20 protein-coding genes are annotated in these 20,171 nt (G+C 62.3%); 10 read left to right on the forward strand and 10 right to left on the reverse strand.

The genetic code is table 11. The features are described from left to right. The coding region (locus Q0Y42_RS11915) for an outer membrane beta-barrel protein (RefSeq protein ID WP_297804027.1) at positions 1-738 on the reverse strand (738 nt) is incomplete at its 3' end. A gap of 201 nt (positions 739-939) precedes the next feature. Between Q0Y42_RS11915 and Q0Y42_RS11920 the strand changes: the two genes are divergently transcribed. From Q0Y42_RS11920 to Q0Y42_RS11940, 5 genes are all read left to right on the forward strand, one after another. Then, a complete protein-coding gene (locus Q0Y42_RS11920) occupies positions 940-1,842 on the forward strand; it encodes an SDR family NAD(P)-dependent oxidoreductase (protein WP_297804030.1) in 903 nt (300 codons plus the stop codon). Positions 1,843-1,976: 134 nt separating this feature from the next. Beyond that, on the forward strand, positions 1,977-2,972 hold the full coding sequence (locus Q0Y42_RS11925) for a KpsF/GutQ family sugar-phosphate isomerase (RefSeq protein WP_297804032.1): 996 nt from the start codon (positions 1,977-1,979) through the stop codon (positions 2,970-2,972). Continuing rightward, a complete protein-coding gene (locus tag Q0Y42_RS11930; RefSeq protein ID WP_297804034.1) occupies positions 2,972-4,234 on the forward strand; it encodes a glycosyltransferase family 1 protein in 1,263 nt (420 codons plus the stop codon). The genes Q0Y42_RS11925 and Q0Y42_RS11930 overlap by 1 nt, the downstream gene beginning before the upstream one ends. Positions 4,235-4,261: 27 nt before the next feature. Next, on the forward strand, positions 4,262-5,386 hold the full coding sequence (locus Q0Y42_RS11935; RefSeq protein WP_297804036.1) for a polysaccharide biosynthesis/export family protein: 1,125 nt from the start codon (positions 4,262-4,264) through the stop codon (positions 5,384-5,386). Next, positions 5,386-5,934: a hypothetical protein gene (locus tag Q0Y42_RS11940; protein ID WP_297804038.1), complete on the forward strand. Its 549-nt coding sequence runs from the start codon at positions 5,386-5,388 to the stop codon at positions 5,932-5,934. The genes Q0Y42_RS11935 and Q0Y42_RS11940 overlap by 1 nt, the downstream gene beginning before the upstream one ends. On the opposite strand, the gene Q0Y42_RS11945 is transcribed toward Q0Y42_RS11940, so the two are convergent. The 6 genes from Q0Y42_RS11945 to rpmH all read right to left on the reverse strand — a co-directional run bounded on the left by Q0Y42_RS11945 (position 5,931) and on the right by rpmH (position 10,902). Next, on the reverse strand, positions 5,931-6,923 hold the full coding sequence (locus tag Q0Y42_RS11945; protein ID WP_297804040.1) for an LLM class flavin-dependent oxidoreductase: 993 nt from the start codon (positions 6,921-6,923) through the stop codon (positions 5,931-5,933). The two genes, Q0Y42_RS11940 and Q0Y42_RS11945, sit on opposite strands and share 4 nt — an antisense overlap. A gap of 74 nt (positions 6,924-6,997) precedes the next feature. Beyond that, positions 6,998-7,495, reverse strand: a complete 498-nt coding sequence (locus Q0Y42_RS11950; protein WP_297804042.1) for a DUF3617 family protein — start codon at positions 7,493-7,495, stop codon at positions 6,998-7,000. A 346-nt stretch (positions 7,496-7,841) separates the two neighbouring features. Further along, entirely contained in the window at positions 7,842-8,501 is a 660-nt protein-coding gene (gene yihA, locus Q0Y42_RS11955; protein ID WP_297804044.1) for a ribosome biogenesis GTP-binding protein YihA/YsxC, read from the reverse strand. Positions 8,502-8,510: 9 nt separating this feature from the next. Next, entirely contained in the window at positions 8,511-10,298 is a 1,788-nt protein-coding gene (gene yidC, locus Q0Y42_RS11960) for a membrane protein insertase YidC (protein WP_297804047.1), read from the reverse strand. 5 nt (positions 10,299-10,303) lie between these two features. Beyond that, positions 10,304-10,732, reverse strand: a complete 429-nt coding sequence (gene rnpA, locus Q0Y42_RS11965; protein ID WP_297804049.1) for a ribonuclease P protein component — start codon at positions 10,730-10,732, stop codon at positions 10,304-10,306. A gap of 35 nt (positions 10,733-10,767) precedes the next feature. Continuing rightward, positions 10,768-10,902 carry a 50S ribosomal protein L34 gene (gene rpmH / locus Q0Y42_RS11970; protein WP_297804051.1) on the reverse strand — a complete coding sequence of 45 codons (135 nt, stop codon included), beginning with the start codon at positions 10,900-10,902 and terminating at the stop codon, positions 10,768-10,770. Between the two features lie 172 nt (positions 10,903-11,074). Between rpmH and Q0Y42_RS11975 the strand changes: the two genes are divergently transcribed. Genes Q0Y42_RS11975 through Q0Y42_RS11985 form a run of 3 tightly spaced genes read left to right on the forward strand, consistent with a single transcriptional unit; the run spans position 11,075 to position 13,734 of the window. After that, positions 11,075-11,812: a TVP38/TMEM64 family protein gene (locus Q0Y42_RS11975; RefSeq protein WP_297804053.1), complete on the forward strand. Its 738-nt coding sequence runs from the start codon at positions 11,075-11,077 to the stop codon at positions 11,810-11,812. Positions 11,813-11,825: 13 nt separating this feature from the next. Beyond that, the gene (locus Q0Y42_RS11980; RefSeq protein WP_297804055.1) at positions 11,826-13,337 is read left to right on the forward strand and encodes a HAMP domain-containing sensor histidine kinase; all 1,512 of its coding nucleotides are present in this window, start codon (positions 11,826-11,828) and stop codon (positions 13,335-13,337) included. Next, positions 13,330-13,734, forward strand: a complete 405-nt coding sequence (locus Q0Y42_RS11985) for a cell wall hydrolase (protein ID WP_297804057.1) — start codon at positions 13,330-13,332, stop codon at positions 13,732-13,734. Before Q0Y42_RS11980 ends, Q0Y42_RS11985 begins: the two co-directional genes overlap by 8 nt. Before the next feature lie 74 nt (positions 13,735-13,808). On the opposite strand, the gene Q0Y42_RS11990 is transcribed toward Q0Y42_RS11985, so the two are convergent. The 3 genes from Q0Y42_RS11990 to Q0Y42_RS12000 form a co-directional block, all read right to left on the reverse strand. Next, positions 13,809-14,861 carry a ribonucleotide-diphosphate reductase subunit beta gene (locus Q0Y42_RS11990; protein WP_297804059.1) on the reverse strand — a complete coding sequence of 351 codons (1,053 nt, stop codon included), beginning with the start codon at positions 14,859-14,861 and terminating at the stop codon, positions 13,809-13,811. A gap of 225 nt (positions 14,862-15,086) precedes the next feature. Continuing rightward, a complete protein-coding gene (locus Q0Y42_RS11995; protein ID WP_297804063.1) occupies positions 15,087-16,406 on the reverse strand; it encodes an acetyl-CoA hydrolase/transferase C-terminal domain-containing protein in 1,320 nt (439 codons plus the stop codon). A 112-nt stretch (positions 16,407-16,518) separates the two neighbouring features. Further along, positions 16,519-17,256 (reverse strand): phosphatase PAP2 family protein, encoded by a 738-nt coding sequence (locus tag Q0Y42_RS12000; protein ID WP_297804066.1) that lies wholly within the window; start codon positions 17,254-17,256, stop codon positions 16,519-16,521. 255 nt (positions 17,257-17,511) lie between these two features. Here Q0Y42_RS12000 and Q0Y42_RS12005 point away from each other — a divergent pair, with 255 nt between their 5' ends. Both Q0Y42_RS12005 and Q0Y42_RS12010 read left to right on the forward strand, forming a co-directional pair. Continuing rightward, positions 17,512-19,398: a ribonucleoside-diphosphate reductase subunit alpha gene (locus Q0Y42_RS12005; protein WP_297804068.1), complete on the forward strand. Its 1,887-nt coding sequence runs from the start codon at positions 17,512-17,514 to the stop codon at positions 19,396-19,398. A 174-nt stretch (positions 19,399-19,572) separates the two neighbouring features. Next, on the forward strand, positions 19,573-20,171 hold a 599-nt coding region (locus tag Q0Y42_RS12010; protein WP_297804070.1), incomplete at its 3' end, for a lipid A-modifier LpxR family protein.

Raw genomic sequence — 20,171 nt, forward strand, 5'->3', positions numbered from 1 at the left:
CGGCGGCGGCGGAGCATCAGCAGCGCCGAAGGCGTAACGCAGACCCAGGGTCACGGTGTGCGATTGGTCGTAGTCACCGTTCCACTCACCGAACTTTGCAGTCGAAGCAGCCGGAACCACCGAGTCCCAACGTGCGTCGCCGGTCAGGTAACGGTAGGTCAGGTCGATGTTGGCGCGGTCAGAAACGGCCCAGGCCAGACCAGCGATTGCTTGAGCAGCAAACTTGGTCGACGAATCGTCAGCAGCAAAGGCCGTGCCGTCAGCGCGCAGACGACCGACGGTGTCGACGTTCACGCGGTTCACACCAGCACCCAGACCCACGAACGGACGAACGGTCCACTCCGGGTTGCCAAAGTCATAAATGACGTTGGCCATCAGGGTTGCCGAGGTGATGTCACCTTCCGGCGAGTGGCACGGGCCGGTAGCCGGGGTCAGGTTGCACAGGCCTTGGTTGCCGGTGACGGCACGAACGCGGCCGATGTCACCCGAACGGTAGCCGCCTTCGAGTTCCATACGCCAGTTCGGGTTGAAACGGTAACCGAGACGGGCAAACGCCGCCCAGCCATCGTTCACTTCCCAATTCCAGTTGTGGCCGTTGGTGGACGATTCAGCGTTGATCTCGTCCATCATGTGATAACCGGCGTCGATAGCGCCGTACCAGCCATCCGGCTCGGCCGAAGCGGCACCAGCCGCAAACAGCCCAGCAGCGGCGACACTGGCAAGAAGTTTCAGCTTCATGGTGTCCTCTCTCACTTAAAAATTATGAGTCCGATGTCTTCGCGTGACCGCAAAGCACTCAGCAACCGAACGACATGGAGCAGGTGCGGTTCCGCAGCTGCACACTGAATGTGGCGAGTGTGGCGCCAATCCAACACTTTTCGCGTCGTGGCAAACAGGTCAATGTGGCCTGCACACAGATAGATATTAGGGGAACGTCCAGTGACGCAAGATTTCCAGGGACAGGTTGCCATCGTTACAGGCGCAGGCGGCGGGCTGGGGCGGGAGCATGCGCTGGCACTGGCTGCACGCGGTGCCAAGGTCGTCGTCAATGATCTGGGCGGTGCCCGTGACGGCTCGGGCAGTTCCCTGAGCGCCGCAGAATCCGTCGTCGCCGAAATCGTTACAGCAGGCGGCGAGGCCATCGCCAATGCGGCCTCGGTGACGGATTATGACGCCGTGCAGCAAATGGTTGCCGAAACCATGGAACGCTGGGGTCGCATCGACATCCTGGTGAATAATGCGGGCATCCTTCGCGACAAGAGCTTTGCCAAGATGGACTTGGCGGACTTCAAACTGGTGGTGGACGTCCACCTGATGGGGGCCGTCAACTGTACCAAGGCCGTTTGGGACATCATGCGCGCCCAGAACTATGGCCGCATCGCCATGACGACATCCTCGTCCGGTCTCTACGGCAATTTCGGCCAGTCGAACTATGGCGCGGCCAAGATGGCGCTGGTCGGCTTGATGCAGACTCTTTCGATTGAGGGAGCCAAAAACGATATCCGCGTCAACTGCCTTGCCCCCACGGCCCACACCCGCATGACCGAAGATCTCGGACTGCCTCTTGAGGATCTGGCGCCCGCCCTGGTCTCTCCGGGCCTTCTTCATCTGGTCAGCCGCGACGCGCCGACACGCTGTATTCTGGCCGCAGGTGCCGGTGGTTTCGAGCGCGCCTACATCACCCTGACCCCGGGAGACTTTATAATTGGGGAGGATGCTGCCGAGCAGGTCGCCCAGCGTTTTGACGCCATCTCTAACCGTGAAGGCGAGATTGTACCCGAGATGGGCGCGGCGCAGGGCCTGCTGGAAATGTCTAAAGCCCAAGCCGCAAAACAGTCCTGATCCACGACGGGGGCCTTACCGATGGCCCCCTTTCAATCAGGTGATATGTCAAAAACGTCATCACGGCGTTGTGCGCCCATGACGAAAGACGGTAATCACGGACCATCTGCTAAGCATCGTCACTGGAACGACTGATGACCCAAACCTTCGGGGCCCCTACACCCGACGATATCAGCGCCATGACAGAACGTGCGCGCACTGTCATTCAGTTGAACATCGAGGCGCTGGAAGCCCTCGATCGCTCGCTTGACAACTCCATTGCCCGCGCCAGTTCGATCATCCTGTCGCGACCGGGCTATGTTGTGGTCACCGGCATGGGCAAGTCCGGCCATATCGGCGGCAAGATCGCCGCCACCTTGGCCTCGACCGGCACCAATGCCTTTTTTGTGCACCCGGCTGAAATGAGCCACGGCGATCTGGGGATGCTGCGACCGGACGTTACGGTGCTGGCCATCTCCAATTCGGGCGAGAGCCGCGAACTGCATGACCCGCTAGTCTACTGTAAGCGGAACAACATCCCCGTCATCGCCATCACCCAACGCCCCGGCAGCTTCCTTGGTCGTTATGCCGAAGTGGTCATCACAATGCCCAAGGTCGCCGAAGCCTGCCCCGAGGGTCTGGCCCCGACCACCTCGACCCTGATGACCCTCGCCCTTGGCGATGCGCTGGCCATGGTGCTGATGGAGCAGCGCGGTTTCACGCGTGAAGACTTTGGTCTGCACCATCCGGGCGGCGCACTGGGCATGAGTTTGCAGAGCGTGCGCGAATGGATGGCGGACCATGCCGCCAAGCCGACCTCCGTCCCGCTGGACGCCAGCTTCTCGGATGTCGTCTCGGGCATCACCGCGGGCCGCAAGGGCACTGTGGCTGTCCTCAACGAGGACGGTTCATTGGCAGGCATGATCACCGACGGTGACGTGCGCCGCGCCTTCACGCTCGATATCAATACCATCAAGGCTCAGGATATCATGAGCCGCACCCCTATTACAGTTGAGCCCGACCAGCGCATGCGCGATGTCGTTGACCTGCTCACCTCGAACAAGATCAGCAATCTGTTTGTGGTCGAGGACGGCCGTCCTGTCGCGGTCATCCACATCGCCGAACTGATGCAGGCCGGCTACGTCTCCTGATGGAACCCGTCGTCCTTTTTGATGCCAGCCGTTTGTTGAGCCGGACCGAACGCTCGACGCCGACCGGCATCGACCGCGTATGCCTGGCCTATGCGGAATGGCTGATTGCCCACCCACGCTATCGCATGGTGCCGGTTCGCAGCCGTAAGGACCAGTTTGCAGTCGTCAATAATGCGTGGTTTCGCGCCCGCATTGCCGACCTGCGGGCGCGGTGGAACGGCTTGGGCGAGGCTGGGGCCCGACCAATCGATACGCAGTTGATCGAGATACTCGAAAAGGGACTGCGTCCTGAAAGGTCGATCCACGCCCCCCTGCCTTCGGAAGCTGAGGGCCCCAAGCCCAAACGTGCCGCACGCCAGTTCTTCCGTGCGCGACGAAGCGCTCCTCCCCCGGCTATGGCCTATATCAATGTCGGCCATACGGGACTGAACGAACCCGGCCTCCTGCAAGCGCTGAAGGAAGCGGGCATCCCCCGCATCCTTTTGGTGCACGACCTGATCCCGCTGACGCACCCAGAGTATTGCCGCCCCGGCGACGACGCCAAGCACGAGCAGCGGATGCGTCATGCCCTGACCCTAGGCAGCCATATCATCGCCAACAGCCAGTACACGGCCGATGAACTGGTCCGCTTTGCGCGTGAGCAGAACCTGCCCTGCCCGCCGGTCGATGTGGCGCACCTCGGGCTGGAAAGCCATCTTCGCACGGTCGAGCCCGTATCGGCCAAGCGCCCCTATTTCGTGCATATCGGCACCATTGAAGGCCGCAAGAACCTCGGCTTCCTGCTGACGGTCTGGCGCGAGCTGGCGGAGAAGCATGGCGATGCCGCGCCTGCGCTTGTTCTGATCGGCCGTTATGGCTGGGAGAACGAGACGGTTCTGGCCATGCTGCATCGCAGCCTGCCGCTGCGCGGACTGGTCCATCAGGTCGAGGGCATGTCCGATGCCACCCTGTCGCGCCTGATGTTGGGCGCGCAGGCCGTTCTGGCCCCCTCCAGCGTCGAAGGTTTTGACCTTCCTGCCGTCGAGGCCAGCGCGCTGGGCGTGCCGCTTATTGCCTCCGACATCCCCCCTCATAGGGAACTGGTCGGCCATGCTAGACTTATCCATCCGGTCGATGGTCCGTCATGGGTTGCGGCCATCGAAGAATACACCCGAACGAAACCCGTTATCCCCCAATATTCCGCCCCTAGCTGGGCACAGCATTTCTCGACCGTGGAACAGCGGATACTCGACCCATTGGCAACACAGCGCCAAGCGGGTTAAGTCTAGAGAAATTGGACAGAGCCTAAGATGACAAGAACTGCCGCAAGCCTGATGATCATGGCCCTCCTCGCAGGTTGCCAGACCTTGCCGCGCGATGGGCCGACCGGCGCTCGCGTCATCGAAGGCGCATCGACCGCTGACGCTACGCGCAGCTATGCGCTGGTCGATCTCAGCTTTGAACTCAGCGAGCGTCTGCGACTGGCACCGCCGCGTACCTTTGCCGGACTGGCACTGGCTGACAGCTCGGAACCGACAGACATCATCGGCATCGGTGATACGCTGAACGTCACTGTGTTTACGGCAGGCGCAGGCCTGTTCACCAACAGCGAGGGCGGCTCTGCCCTGCCGCCGCTGACCGTGGACCGCAACGGTGCCGTCGCCATCCCCTATTCCGGTCCCGTCAACGTCCAAGGCCTCACCCCCGGTCAGGCTTCGGCAGCGATCCGTCGCGCGCTGGCAGGCAAGGTCGCCAATCCGCAAGTTGTCGTGTCGATGACCTCGGCCTCCAACTCGGTCACCATTCTGGGCGATGTACGCCAACCGGGCCGTCAGGCCCTGAACGCCAACCACGACCGCCTGCTCGACATTATCGCTGCTGCCGGTGGTTCGTCGCGCTCGCCGTATGACATCGATGTCGTAATCATGCGCGATGGCCGTACCTATTCGGCCCCGATGTCGGTCGTGACCACCAAGTTCGACGAGAACATCCGTCTGCAACGCGGTGACCAGATCAACCTGACCTATCGTCCGCGCCGTTTCTCCTCGTTCGGCGCGTTCAACGCCGTGGCCCGCAGCGAACTGCCGCCCGGTCCGCTGACCCTGACCGAAGCCCTCAGCGGTGTCGGCGGTCTGGATACCAGTCAGGCCAATGCCAGCTCGGTTCTGGTTTTCCGTTTCGAGCGTCCTGAAGTCGCTCAGGCTCTCGGCCTGACCCAGCCCGTGACGCCGCGCGGCGTGCCGGTGGTCTATCGCCTGAACCTCAATGAGGGTCAGGGCTTCTTCATCGCCAGCAATTTCCAGATCGAGCCGGACGACATCATCTATGCGCCGCGCGCAGGTGCCGCCGAAGCGCGTAAATTCTTCGAAGTCGTCCAGAGCCTGACCCGTGTTGTGTACGACGTGTCGGTAACCAGCGCTTCGATCAACGACTAATGGCCATTGTCGACCGCATGCGGAAAGCACTGGGGCTGGCCTCCAATGCCCCCGCTGCGGTCGAGCCAGAGACAGAGGTGCTGTCCTGGCCGGACGGCCTGCCACAACAGATCATCACGGTCGAACAGGCCTGTCTGGACGTCTATCGCCAGCACGGCCTGCCGACCGCTGCGGGCAACTACCGGCATAAGGGCGGTCCAGGCGAGGATTGGGAGACGCTCCCCGAGGGCCTGACCCCCGAAGAAAAGTGGAAGCTTTATCTCGAGGCTCCCGAAGGCGCGGGCTGGCGATTTGCCGACCGCGCTGCGCTAGGCAAGCACAGCGACATCCCCGAGGTGCGACGCGCCTCAACCCTGCTTCAGGCCTGCGACCGCGTGCGCCAGCGCATCGAAGGCAAGGAGCCGGTGACACCCCAGGATCTGGCCGACGCCGTCGATCTGGGGACCGCCTCGGGCCTGCTGCTACAGGCCATGTCGGCAGCCGGTCTGGAACCGGCTCCCGACTATCAGCCACTCGTCTTTGTCGCCGTCGAGGATGACGAGGCCTAGGCCGTCAGGCCAACGGCCTTGGCGAACAGCTCCAGCGATCTGACACGGGATTGGTGGTCCCAGATTTGGCTGGTCACGATCAGTTCGTCCGCCCCTGTCTTTTCAACAAAGGCCGCAACGGTGTCCGAGACGCGCTCGACCGAGCCGACAGCCGCGCACGACAAGGCACTGTCCACGACGGCCTTGGCCGTGCCGTCCAGCCGCTCGTAATAGCCTTCCTGCGGTGCGGGCAGCTTGCCCGGCTTGTTCAGTCGCAGGTTCACGAAGGCCTGTTGGACCGAGGTGAACAGGGTCCGCGCCTCTTCATCGGTCGGTGCGACAAAGGCGTTATAGCCGACCATGACATAGGGGCGGTCCAAGGCGGCCGACGGACGGAAGGTGCGGCGATAGATGTCGATCGCCCGCATCAACTCCCCCGGCGCAAAATGGCTGGCAAAGGCATAGGGCAGGCCCAGATGGGCGGCCAGTTGCGCACCATAGGTGGACGATCCCAGAATCCAGACCTTCACCGGCTGCCCCTCGCCGGGATAGGCCGCGATCCGCTGCCCCTCCTCGACCGGCTGGAACCAGCGCATCAGTTCCATGACGTCTTGCGGAAACTCGTCCACATCGCCCTGAAGGGTGCGGCGCAGGGCGCGGGCAGTCAGTTGGTCGGTACCCGGCGCACGTCCCAGCCCCAGATCGATCCGGTCGGGATAGAGGGCCGACAGGGTGCCGAACTGCTCTGCGATGACCAAGGGCGCGTGGTTGGGCAGCATGACGCCCCCTGCCCCCACACGGATGCGCTGGGTCGCCCCGGCCACCGCGCCGATCACGACAGAAGTCGCGGCGCTGGCGATACCCGGCATATTGTGGTGCTCGGCCAGCCAATAGCGGTTGTAGCCCAGCCGATCGGCGTGGGTCGCCAGATCGATCGTGTTCCGCAGGGCCTGCCCTACAGTGGAACCTTCAGGGACGGGAGCGAGATCGAGCACAGAAAAAGAGGTCATTCCCTCGATATGGGTGCGCATCGGGGATGCGCCATACCGCAGAACGACCTCTTTTACATCGGTCTAGATTTTAATCAGGCCGCCGGGCAGTCGCCGATGCGCTCGGCGGTCATGGTGATCTTGGTTTCGCCCATGCCCGGTGCCGGAGCCGGATTTATCTTGGTCACGACTTCGGTGGTGTACCGGCTCGCGAAATCGCCCGAGACCTTCACGGTCGATTCCGACTTCATATTGTTCGGCAGGTTGCAGGTCGCGGTCGAAACGCGGGCATCGCCCTGTTTGGTCAGCGGGGTGGTGGTGCAGTCAGCACCAGCGGCCTGAACCGACGACGGGGCTTCGAACTTGGCCTCGGTGATGCACACTTCCTGCGGCGGGACCGATGCGCCGCCCGGGACACCTTCCATAGCGGTCGTCACGCGCCACAGGCCCGGCTTCGGACCTTCCAGCTCAGCCGCAGCGCCAGCAGCCGGAGCAGCACCATCAGCGGCCTTGCCGTCTTCGGCTTTCGGGTTACAGGCAGCGACCGACAGGGCAGCGAACGAAATAGCGCCCAGGACAACGAGTTTCTTCATGGGATTTTCCCCTCTCTTGAATAGATAGGCGATCAACTCGTTATGCAGAAAATAGTTCGACCTTGAGCATAATAATAGTCTAATTTTTACCACATTATATTAAGTACTTTGTCAGTAAACGTAGTGGCAAGCGAATATCATATTGCAGCGCAAACAAGCCGCTGCGAAGTCGAACTCACGATTATTAAAGCAAAGCTTGTTCACGGCCATGCGACCCCGCCGGATGCTGCACGATACCCACTCACGATCCTCGGCATAAAAACGCCATCTGCACCTTTCAGCGCAGATGGCGTTGTCATTGGATCATAGGGCGTTGCAGACCCGAAAAAGGGGCCGAACGACTGGATCAGTCGAGCGTCACGCCCGTGGTGCGCATAATTTCGGCGCGCAGTTCCGGCAGACCCAGCCCCTTTTCGGACGAGGTCACCGCCACGTACGGATAGGCCGCGGGGCGCTTGGAAATGGCCTTCAGGGTTGCGGCCTGAACCTTCTCGGCCTCGCCCTTCTTCAGCTTGTCAGCCTTGGTCAGGACGATCTGATAGGACACCGCCGCCAGATCAAGCGCATCAAGCGCCTCGTCATCGACCTTCTTCAGCCCGTGACGGCTGTCGATCAGCAGATAGACGCGCTTCAGGGTCACCCGACCGCGCAGATAGTCACGGCCGAGGTCCTGGAAGCGTTTAACCTCGGTCTTGGACGCCTTGGCCCAGCCGTAGCCGGGAAGGTCAACCAGACGCATACGGTCATCGAGGTTGAAGAAGTTCACCTCGCGGGTACGGCCCGGCTCGTTCGAGGCGCGGGCCAGCTTGTGCATGCCCACAAGCCCGTTGATCAGGCTGGACTTGCCCACGTTCGAGCGACCGGCGAACGCGATCTCGGGCAGATCGGGTTCAGGCAGTTGCTCGCTCTTGGCGCAGCCGAGCATGAAGGTGGCCGGGCGCGAAAACAGGACGCGCGCGGCCTCGATCTCTTCGGCTGAATATTCGCCAGTCTTGGGTTCATCCATCACGGTCGATCAGCCCTTTTTGAAACGGGCGAAGAACGTGTCGATCGGGTTCTCGGCCTTGTATTTGTGCATGATGACGTACTGCTGCAGGATCGACAGCACGTTGTTCCATGCCCAGTAGATCAGCAGGCCGGCCGCGAACGGCGCCATGATGAAGGTGAACATGATCGGCATGAGCGAGAAGATCTGGCGCTGGACCGGATCTTGCGCCGGCGGGTTCATCGACATCTGAAGCCACATGGTCAGACCATAGACCAGCGGCAGGACGCCGAGGTGCAGCGGGCCGCCCAGAATGCCGCCCAGCAGCGGAACGGCCGACGGGTCATACGGAATGGCGCCGAACAGGTTCCAGATAGTGGTCGGGTCCTTTGCCGACAGGTCCTTGATCCAGCCGAAGAAAGGCGCGTGGCGCATTTCGATGGTGACGAACAGCACCTTGTACAGGGCGAAGAAGACAGGGATCTGGACGAGGATCGGCAGACAGCCGGCCAGCGGATTGATCTTCTCGCGCTGGTACAGCGCCATCATTTCCTGCTGCTGCTTCTGCGGGTCCTTGCCGTGCTTCTTCTTGATCTCCTCCATCTTGGGCTGGAGCATGCGCATCTTCGACATCGAAGCGTACGACTTGTTGGCCAGCGGGAAGAGGACCAGCTTGACGACCACGGTCAGGGCCAGAATGGCCAGACCGAAATTGCCCAGCAGGCCGAAGAAGAACTCCAGAACCTGGAAGATCGGACGGGTCAGGAACCAGAAGATGCCCCAGTCGATCGCATAGACGAAGCGCGGCAGGTTCAGCTGCTCTTCATAGTGCTTGAGCACCTCGTTGCGCTTCACGCCCGCGAACAGCTGCTGGGTTTCGGTGATCTGCTTGCCCGGCGCGATGGTGTGCGCCGCGCCCAGCATATTGGCTTCGTGGATATTGATATCGCCGACCGGACGGACGGTGAAGCGGGCTTGCACCTTCTCGTCCTGGGCCGGGATCAGAGCCGCCAGCCAGTATTTGTCGGTGATGCCCATCCAGCCGCCGGTCGAGTCTTCCTCGACCTTGGTTTTCTTGGCCCAGTCTTTGTACTTGATCTGCTCGGTCTTGTAGGACTTGCCCTCGCCGAAGGTGCCGATGGCACCTTCGTGCAGGATCATCTGCTTGCCCAGATCAGCCGGAACGCCCTGACGCTCGACGCGCGAATAGGGGGCGATGGTGATTTCCTGGGTGCCGAGGTTGGCAACCGTGTCCTTCACCGTGAACAGATATTGGTCATCGACCGAGATCAGGCGGGTGAAACGCAGGCCATTGCCATTGTCCCACACCAGCTCGACCGGCGTGGTCGGGGTCAGCTTTTCGCCCTTGGACAGGGTCCAGACCGTGTTCGGGCCCGGCACGCCGCCGGCGACATTGGCGCCGCGCCAGCCGAACTGGGCAAAATAGGCGTGCTCGGTGCCCTGCGGGCTGAACAGCTCGACCGGAGCGGCCTCGCCCAGCTTCTGGCGGTACTGGGTCAGGTACAGGTCATCGATGCGGCTGCCCAGCAGCGACAGCGAGCCCTTGACGGTGCCGCTCTCAATCGGAATGCGCGTGGCCTCGGCGAGAGCCGTGGCGCGGTCCTTGGTCACGGACACGGCGCTGGGCGCGTCAGACGACTGAACAACGTCAGCGTCCTGCTTCAGCTCGGCGGCGGCAATGCGCGCGGCACGCTGCTGCTCGGCCTGCGGGCGCATGACAGTGAAATAATACACGCCCATGATCAGGGCCGCGCACACGAAGAAGATGATTGTGTTACGCGAATTTTCGTTCTGCATCGGGATCAGCGGTCCTGGCCGGAGCGGCGCGGTTGATCGTTATTGGGGGTGTCTGATGATCCGCCGTTTACGGCAGCCATATCAGCACTCGTCTTGGTCAGCCTTGTAAGGGCCGATTTCACGTCGTCAAGCAATCGGTCCCAGTCACGCTCGGCCGTGCCCATGCGCGCGATCAGCACATAGTCGCAACCGGCCCGCCCATAGACGGGCAAAAGCGCCCGTGCCGCCTCGCGTAGCCGGCGTTTGGCACGGTTGCGGACCACCGCCCCGCCGATCTTGCGGGTCGCGGTAAATCCGACGCGGATAGCATCACTGCCATCGGCGCGGTCCAGTTGTTGTATGACCACGGCGCCCCTCGCTTGAGAAACGCCTTTGGCGGCCGCCAGAAACTGGGGCCGCCGCAATAGGCGATCGATTTTCATCGGATCGGTCATGCGCCCTCCCATATAGGGTTGATGGGCGCGTGACGTCAGGCCGTCAGGCGCTTACGGCCCTTGGCGCGGCGGCGCGCAACGATCTTTTGACCGTTCTTGGTTGCCATGCGCGCGCGGAAGCCGTGACGGCGCTTGCGCACGATACGCGACGGCTGATAGGTCCGCTTCACGGTCGGCTCCTGGGTAATAGGGTTAGACGGCAGACACGATCATCTACCGCGGAAGAGAGGCGGGCGTATAAATCTCCCCTGTGCGGGAGTCAACGGCTTCAGGCCATTTGAACGGCACTCAAGCGCTGGAATCACCCAAGTTTTTCATAGCGACGGTATATGGAGGCCATTTTTGGCAAGGCTGAGACAGTTCATCCCCCTGATCCTGATCGTCGCCAGCGCCACGCTTGTCTTTGCAATGGGCTGGAACCGCTATCTGTCGTTCGAGACCTTGCGCGAACACGGAGCGCTTCTGACCGGCTGGGTCGAGCGCCACTATATCCTCGTTCTGCTCGGCCTGATGGCCCTTTTCGCCATTCTGACGGCCAGTGTGGTGCCGGGCGTGGTCTTTATCACCCTGACCGCAGGCTATCTGTTCGGGCCGTGGGTCGGCGGGGTGGCGACGGCCTTTGCCGCCACGGTCGGGGCGCTGGCCGTCTATTATGCAGGGCGCACCGCCCTCGGTGATGGCCTCAGACGCCGCGCAGAGCGTGATCAGGGCCTGTTGAAGAAGATTTGCGATGGGGTGGAGCGCAATACCTTCTCCTACGTCCTGACGGCCCGCCTGATCGTTTCTGTGCCCTTCCACATGATCAATGTGGCCGCAGGCATCATGGCCGCGCCCTTGCGCCCCTATATGATTGCCACCTTCATCGGCCTTCTGCCCGCGCATATCATCTATTGCTGGATCGGCAGCGGGCTGAGCGAGGTTTTGGCCAGCGGTCAGAATCCGAATGTGGCCTCTCTGGCGCGGGAGTTTGTGTGGCCCCTGACCGGTGTCGCCTTCCTGTCGGTCATATTGCCGCTGGGACTAAAGCTGCTTCGTTCGCGTTATGGGAATGCCGATGCGGACGAAAGCGCCGGGAACTGATATTGATTGTGACGTGACGACGCCGCCCCTCAATCCGCTCTCCAAACTGCGTATCCCCTTCGCCAAGGCGACGGAGGAGCGCCTGCGCCCGCACGGGCCCGACGGACTGACCGCACGGCTGCTGCTGCTGACGGTGGCGTTTACGCTGCTGGTCGCCGGAATGATCCTTGTCCCCAGCGCCGCATCCTTCCAGGAGCGCTGGCTGCGCGACCGCCTGCAGGCGGCGGAACTGGCGTCTGTGGGGGTGGAGGCCCTGCCCTACTCGGCGGTCGAGGACACCACCGCCGAGCAGCTGCTGACCATCGGCGGTGTGCAATCCGTCGTCGTGGGCGAGCAAGGCGTGCGGCGTCTACTGCTGCAGGCACCCAACCTGCCGCGCACGCCCGATCTGATCGATCTACGTAACCGCAGCATCGGCTCCAAACTGCTCGATCCGTGGCGGACCCTGTTCGGCCACCCTGACCGCAGCCTGCGGGTGCAGGCCACGCCGCGTTACCGTTCCGGCGATCTGATCGAGATCCTCGCCCCCGCCCAACCTCTGAAGATCGAACTTCACAGCTTCATCATCAGCAATCTGATCGTGTCGCTGATCATTGCACTGGTGGCCGGTGGCCTACTGTGGCTGGGCCTGTCGTTCCTTGTGCTGCAGCCACTCCAGCGCGTGACGCGCTCGATCGAACGGTTCGCCGCCGACCCCGAAAGCATCCCCGAGCCGCCGTCGGACCGCCATGACGAGATCGGTCGCGTCGAGCGCGAACTGGCCTCGATGCAGGAAGAGGTGCGCCAGTCGCTGCGTTCGCGCGCCCGTCTGGTGGCGCTGGGCGAGGCCGTGGCCAAGATCAACCACGACCTGCGCAATATGCTGACCTCGGCCCAAATGGCGTCCGAGCGTCTGTCGTCCTCGTCTGACCCGCTGGTAGCCAAGGCCCTGCCCCGTCTGGAAAGGGCGCTGGGCCGTGCCGCAGGGCTGGCGCGCAATGTGCTGGAATACGGCAAGTCCGAAGAACCCGCGCCCGAGCGCCACCGCCTGTTACTGGCCCGCGCTGTGGCTGCCGCCGCCGAGGATGCGGGGCTGTCCGACGATGGCGTGCGGCTGGTGACCGACCTGCCGTCGCGCTTTGTCGTCACGGCGGACCCTGACCAACTGCACCGCATCTTCGTCAATCTGATGCGTAATGCCCGTCAAGCCATCGAAGCGTCCGGCAATGCTCGCGAGGGCCAGATTGCCGTGTCCGCCTGCGAAGAGGACGGCCTGTCCATCATCCGCATTGCCGATAATGGTCCGGGCATCCCCGTGCGGCTGGCCGACCGCCTGTTTGACGCCTTTGTCAGCGGGTCCAAATCCGACGGCACGGGACTTGGCCTGACCATCTCTCGCGAACTGGCCGCCAACCATGGGGGCGAGCTTCGCCTTATTGAATCCGGCCCGGAAGGGGCCATATTCGAACTGACACTGCCACGCGCGGAGACGACCAGTCGTCTTGAGGAAACCCCAACTCCAACAGGAGCCAACGCCCATGTTTAGAACTGCTGTTATCCTCGCTACCGCCGTCACCCTTGGCCTGCCCGTCAGCGGCATGGCCCAAAGCCAGAAGTCTGCCGATCCGGTGGCCGAGGCCCTGCGCGATACCGAGCGCCAGTCGCCCGCGGAACAACGCGTTACCCGCGCCCTGAACGCCGAGATTCTCGAGCAGAACGATCTGGCCGAGATGGAAGACCGCGCCAATCAGGCCAAATACGACAAGGCGCGCGCCGAGTATGAAACCGAACTGGCCCGCGTGGATGCCGAAACGGCCCGCATCGCCCGCGAGGACCGCGAGGCGCAGGAACGCTATGAAGCCCAACTGGCCGCCCATGCCCGCGCCCGTGCCGACTGGGAAGCCTGCGTGGCTGGCAACCGCGCCCGCTGCGCCCCCGAATAAGTCGCAGTCTATTGGCAAACGAAAAGGGCGCGGGATGAACTCCCGCGCCCTTTCTTTTTCATCTGTCTGCCCGATCAGCCGTGATCGGCGGGCTGTTCCTTGCGCTTCTTCATCAGCGCATCGAAGCTGTCCCACACGCCGTCGGCACCGTGCCACGAGCCTTGGGTCGCAGCCTTGGAATATTCGGTCGCGCGCGCTTCGAAGAAGTTGGCGTGCTCGACACCCGACAGCAGGGCCTGCAGCCACGGCAGCGGATTTTCCTTCACGCCGTACACTTCCGGCAGTTGCAGCTGGCGCAGACGCCAGTCGGCGATGAAGCGGATGTACTGCTTGATGTCGTCCGGCGTCATGCCGTTCACCGGACCCAGCTCGAAGGCGAGGTCGATGAATTTGTCTTCCATGTCGACCACCGTCTTGCAGTTGTCGACGATGTCGTCGGCCACGGCCTTGGTGACGGCACCGGTTTCCTTGTTGAAAGCGTGGTACAGCTTGATGATGCCTTCGCAGTGCAGGCTTTCGTCGCGCACCGACCAAGACACGATCTGGCCCATGCCCTTCATCTTGTTCTGGCGCGGGAAGTTCATCAGCATCGCAAACGACGCGAACAGCTGCAGCCCTTCGGAGAAGCCACCAAACATCGCCAGGGTGCGGCAGATGTCGGCATCGGTTTCCACCCCGAACTGGCCCATGTAGTCGTGCTTGTCCTTCATGGCCTCGTATTCCATGAAGGCACCGAACTCGCTCTCGGGCATGCCGATGGTTTCGAGCAGCAGGGCATAGGCCGCGATGTGGATGGTTTCCATGTTGGCGAAGGCCGCCAGCATCATCTTCACCTCGGTCGGTTTGAACACGCGACCGTAGCGTTCCATGTAGTTGTCCTGAACCTCGATGTCCGCTTGGGTGAAGAAGCGGAAGATCTGGGTCAGCAGGTTGCGCTCGTTGTCATCCAGCTTGGCCGCCCAGTCCTTGACGTCCTCGCCCAGCGGCACTTCCTCGGGCATCCAGTGGACCTGCTGCTGCTTCTTCCACATGTCGAAGGCCCACGGATAGCGGAAGGGCTTGTAGGCGGCCGACGGGGTCAGCAGACCGGCCGTGCCGGGCTGGATGATCGAGGAATGGGCATTCATCGCGTGGTCCTGACAAGGAACTGTAGGGTGGGATTCGTTGTCCCTACCATGCGGCTAACCGCCCCTGTTTCGCAAGCGCGCTTGGCGGCTATTTTGCGATCAAATTTCAATCACCCACTAGATATAGGGATTTTAGACCAGACAACTGTGGGGCGTGCTGGGGACAAAAAAGCCCGCTGCATCCAAGGACACAGCGGGCTTGGTCTTTAGCGGGGGTGGGTCTGCCTAGATGAGCCCCAGCGCCTTGGCGTCGGCCTCAAGGCTTTCGCGGAAGGACGGATCGGCGATGCCGATCAGGGCACGGGCGCGCTCGCTGTCGGTCAGGCCGCGCAGGTTGACGGCACCATGCTCGGTCACGACCCATTGAACATCATTGCGCGGCGTAGTCACCGGACCATCCAGCTTGGACACAATGCGCGAGACCTTGCCCTTGGCCGCGGTCGAGTGGCAGGCGATGATCGACTTGCCGCCCTTGGACATGCCCGCGCCGCGCACAAAGTCCAGCTGGCCTCCGGCGGCGGTGAACTGGCGACCGTTCAGATATTCGGAGCAGGCCGCGCCAAACAGGTCGACCTGAAGCGTGGCATTGACCGAGACCACCTTGTCGTTCTGGGCGATGACCGCCGGATTATTGATATAATCAACGCCATAGCCCTCGAAGTCAGGGTTTTCGTTGATGAAGGCATAGTCGTCGTGGCTGCCCATGGCAAAAGCGAACACGGCCTTGCCCTTATGGATGTTCTTGCGGCTGTTGTTGATCACGCCCGCCTTCATCAGCTCGATCAGGCCCGGCGTCATCAGCTCGGTATGGATGCCCAGATCCTTGTGATTGAACAGGGCGGCGCAGACAGCGTCAGGCAGGGCACCAATGCCCATCTGCAAGGTGGCACCATCTTCGATCATATCGGCGATGATGGCACCGATCTTTTCATCGTTTGAGGTCAGGGCCGCCTTGCCGACCTCGATCAGGGGGACGGTGTTTTCCACTACCGCCGCGACCTGAGAGATGTGGATGCGGTTGTCGCCGCCGACGCGCGGGAAGTTCTCGTTGACCTCCAGCACCAGACGCGCGCCCGAGCGGGCCACCGCCATCGCATAGTCGGGGTTCAGGCCAAACGACAGATAGCCGTCCTCGTCCATCGGCGAGACGGTCGTGATCAGGGTATCGACCTTGACCTGATCGACCAGAACGCTCGGCACCTGCTGGAAGGAGGTCGGGATATACCAGACGCCCTGACGACCCTCGGCCAGTCCGCGCTTGTCCAGTGCGCGCTCGATACCGCCGTGGAACAGGCTGTAGGGGCGGATGCGCTCGGTCACCTCATATTGCAGGATGCTCTCGCCCGCATTCTGGAAACCCAGCATGTAATAGAGGTTCACATCGGCGATATCGCCCGCCAGCGCACGGTCGGCCAACGCCCGCATCAGCGCCGGCGGCTGGGACAAGCCAAGCCCCATGGCCAGCTTGCTGCCGTCGGCAATGGTTGCGGCCGCTTGGTCAGCAGCCATCAGTCGTTCCGCATACAGGGCCTTGAAATCGCTCATCACTAACCTTGCTCTGCGCGGGCCGCCGACGCGGGCCGCAAATCCATAGTCTGTGAAATGGCTAACCCCGATTTCGGCTATCAGCCTCTAGACCTTGGTCGAGGCAGGGCCGTTAAGGCTCGTCCTGAAGGCGCGACATATGCACGCGCTGGCGCCGTTCCAGCAGATAGGCCACGAACCACAAAAGCATGGCCCAGAAGGCACCGATGCCCCAACCGCCCAGCACATCGGTGGCCCAGTGTGCCCCCAGATAGATGCGCGTGATCCCGATCAGCAGCACCAGCACCACCGACCACGCCACCACATAGGTCTTCATCCGGTTACGCGGAAAGGCGCGGGCCACCATAACCCCGATGGTCAGGTAAAAGACCGTCGCCAGAAGCGCATGCCCCGAGGGGAAGCTGGCGTTAAGGGTTTCCACCGCCTGATATTCAACGGGCGGCCGTGGGCGATCGAACAAGGTCTTGAGCCCTTCGGACAGCGCCACCCCGCCCGCCAGTGCCACCACCAGCAACAGGGCCGACAGCCGCTTTCGACTGACCCACAGGAAGAAGCTGAAGATCAGCGCGAACACGACCAGCACCGAAATACCGCCCAAAGAGGTGATATCGATGGCCGCCTCCTGCAGCCACCATGGCCCGATCAGCCTTCCGGGATCAGCCGCATCGGGCCGCAGCCAGCGCAATATTGTCCAGTCAAAGGTCTGCCGATCGCCCTCGGCCACTCCGTCGGCAATGGCCGCAAAGACCGCCAGTCCTATCGCCCCCACCAACAGGGGCGTGACGATTCCGATTTCGTTGCGTGCCGTGCGCAGGACGCGGGCCGTGAAGGCGATTGGGTGGGCGGTCATGTGGCGAACAACGGCTCCTTGATACGAAGCGTTCCGTCCCGCGACGGGTCGATTCTGAATAAATTGCGACAAAACCGTGGCATAGGATCGGGCCATTACCGGAGCAGATCAAGCGCTGTCGGTGGCAAGCGAAAAATTCGCTCAAATTGAAATTAAAGAATTTGAACCCGAGCGCCGATTAACCCAAGATTTAGGTGTAAATGGTGTTGTCCCCACAACATCTGGCGTTATCCACAAAGTTGACGGGTTGTAGCGATGGCAGGCGGCGAAGCTCTCAAGACGACGGATTTGTCCGAAGTTTCAACGGGATTAAAGGCATATAAGCCGAGGTTGGAAGTGGTACCGGGTAGCCTCAAGCTAGACCGTTCCCGTGACGACCTGTTGACAGATTTCGGCAAGAAGACGCTCGAGGATCGATACCTCCTGCCGGGCGAAAGCTATCAAGACATGTTCGCCCGCGTCGCCACGGCCTTCGCCGACGACGCCGAACACGCCCAGCGCGTGTACGACTATATGTCCAAACTGTGGTTCATGCCTGCCACGCCGGTCCTGTCGAACGGCGGTGCGGATCGCGGCCTGCCGATCTCCTGCTTCCTGAACGCGGTGAACGACAGTCTGGACGGCATCCAGAACGTCTGGAACGAAAACGTCCAGCTGGCCTCCAACGGCGGCGGCATCGGCACCTATTGGGGCGGCGTCCGCTCCATCGGCGAACAGGTCAAGGGCGCAGGCCAGACCTCGGGCATCATCCCCTTCATCCGCGTGATGGACTCGCTGACGCTGGCCATTTCCCAAGGCTCGCTGCGTCGCGGCTCGGCGGCTGTCTATCTGGACATCCACCACCCCGAAATCGAAGAATTCCTCGAAATCCGCAAACCGTCGGGCGACTTCAACCGCAAGTCCCTGAACCTGCACCACGGCATTTCGATCACTGACGAGTTCATGGAGGCCGTCCGCGACGGCAAGAGCTTCGACCTGCGCTCGCCCAAGAACAACGAGGTCCGCAAGACCGTCGATGCCCGCTCGCTGTGGACCAAGATCCTCGAGATCCGCATGCAGACGGGCGAGCCGTACCTGATCTTCTCGGACACGGTGAACCGCCAGCTGGCCCAGCACCAGCGCGAGCTGGGCCTGTCGGTCAAGCAGTCGAACCTGTGCGCCGAAATCATGCTGGCCACCGGCAAGGACCACCTGGGCAAGGAACGCACCGCCGTGTGCTGCCTGTCGTCGGTCAATGCCGAGACCTTCCTCGAATGGCGCGAAGAGCCGCGCTTCGTCGAGGACCTGATGCGCTTCCTCGACAACGTCCTGCAGGACTTTATCGACCGCGCCCCGTCGTCGATGTCGCAAGCCGTCTATTCGGCCATGCGCGAGCGTTCGGTGGGTCTGGGCCTGATGGGCTTCCACTCCTTCCTGCAGTCGCAGGGCGTGGCGTTTGAATCCGCCATGGCAAAGTCGTGGAACATGCGACTGTTCAAACACCTGCGTCGCGAGGCCGACAAGGCCAGCCGCACCCTTGCCGAGGAAAAGGGCCCCTGCCCCGACGCGGCCGAGCGCGGTGTGATGGAGCGTTTCTCGCACAAGATGGCGATTGCCCCGACCGCGTCGATCTCGATCATCTGCGGCGGCACCTCGGCAGGTATCGAGCCGATCCCGGCCAACATCTATACCCACAAGACCCTGTCGGGCTCGTTCGCGGTCAAGAACCCCTATCTCGAGCGCCTGCTCGAGGAGAAGGGCAAGAACACCGACGCCGTCTGGAGCTCGATCCTCGAGCACGAAGGCTCGGTCCAGCACCTCGACTTCCTCTCGGACGACGAGAAGGGCATCTACAAGACCGCCTTCGAACTGGACCAGCGCTGGCTGATCGAACTGGCCGCCGACCGCGCGCCGGAAATCTGTCAGGCCCAGTCGCTGAACCTGTTCGTGCCGGGCGATGTGAACAAGTGGGACCTGCACATGCTGCACTGGTCGGCGTGGGAACGCGGCGTGAAGTCGCTCTACTACCTGCGCTCCAAGTCGGTTCAGCGCGCCGCCTTCGCCGGTGCCGACACCAAGGAAGAGCAAGAGATCGATCCGAACCAACCGGACCTCTTCTCTGCCGCCCGCACCGACTACGACGAGTGCCTGGCCTGCCAGTAAGGCCACACGGCATCTAGGGACATTATGACGCCGCCCGGGAACTTCCCCTCGGGCGGCGTCGTTCGTCTGACATGGGCGTTAATTGACCCAAGATCAGATGGGACGGGAACGATGGGAAGGGACAGAAGACGTCAGCAGTCACATACGCTGCAGCGCTCTGTCCTGTTGGCTGCCATGGTCTGCGCCTCGCCTGTTGTATCCTTCGCCCAGACCATGGACTGGACGGTCGCGAGCGACACCGCCGCCCAGCGTTTTGGCCAGCCCAACGCCGACATCACCACCCGCAGCGTCGTCCATGGCGACGAGACATGGACCGTCCGCACCGTCTCCGTGCTGGACAGCCCACTGGCCCTGTCGCGGCCCGACACCCGCAATCCCACCACCCATGTGGAATGGCATCAGGACTGGGAAGCCTTCAACGAGACGACGCCTTCGGGGATCGAAGTCTCGCTGACTCCGCGCGCCGGACTGGGCTTCGGACGCGGCGGCACCACCGCCATGGCTGGAGCGACCCTTAAACTGGGACGCGGGATCGAGGACATGGCCCCCGATGGCGACGAAGCCTTTGGCGACAAGCCGCGCTGGTACATCTTTGCTTCCGGTTCGCGCAGAGCCGTGGGCTACAACCTGACCCGTGGCACGGACGGTGCCCTTCACCGCGAGGGTCTCAGTCAGGATGTCGGCCATACCCTCGGTGATGCCGCCATCGGTGTGGCGTGGCGTCGCGGGCCGGTCCAAAGCTCGGTAGGGATCGCCTATCGCGAGGTCGAGAT

Origin of the sequence: uncultured Brevundimonas sp. (assembly GCF_947305955.1) — a bacterium.
In the GTDB taxonomy this organism is placed as follows: Bacteria; Pseudomonadota; Alphaproteobacteria; order Caulobacterales; family Caulobacteraceae; genus Brevundimonas.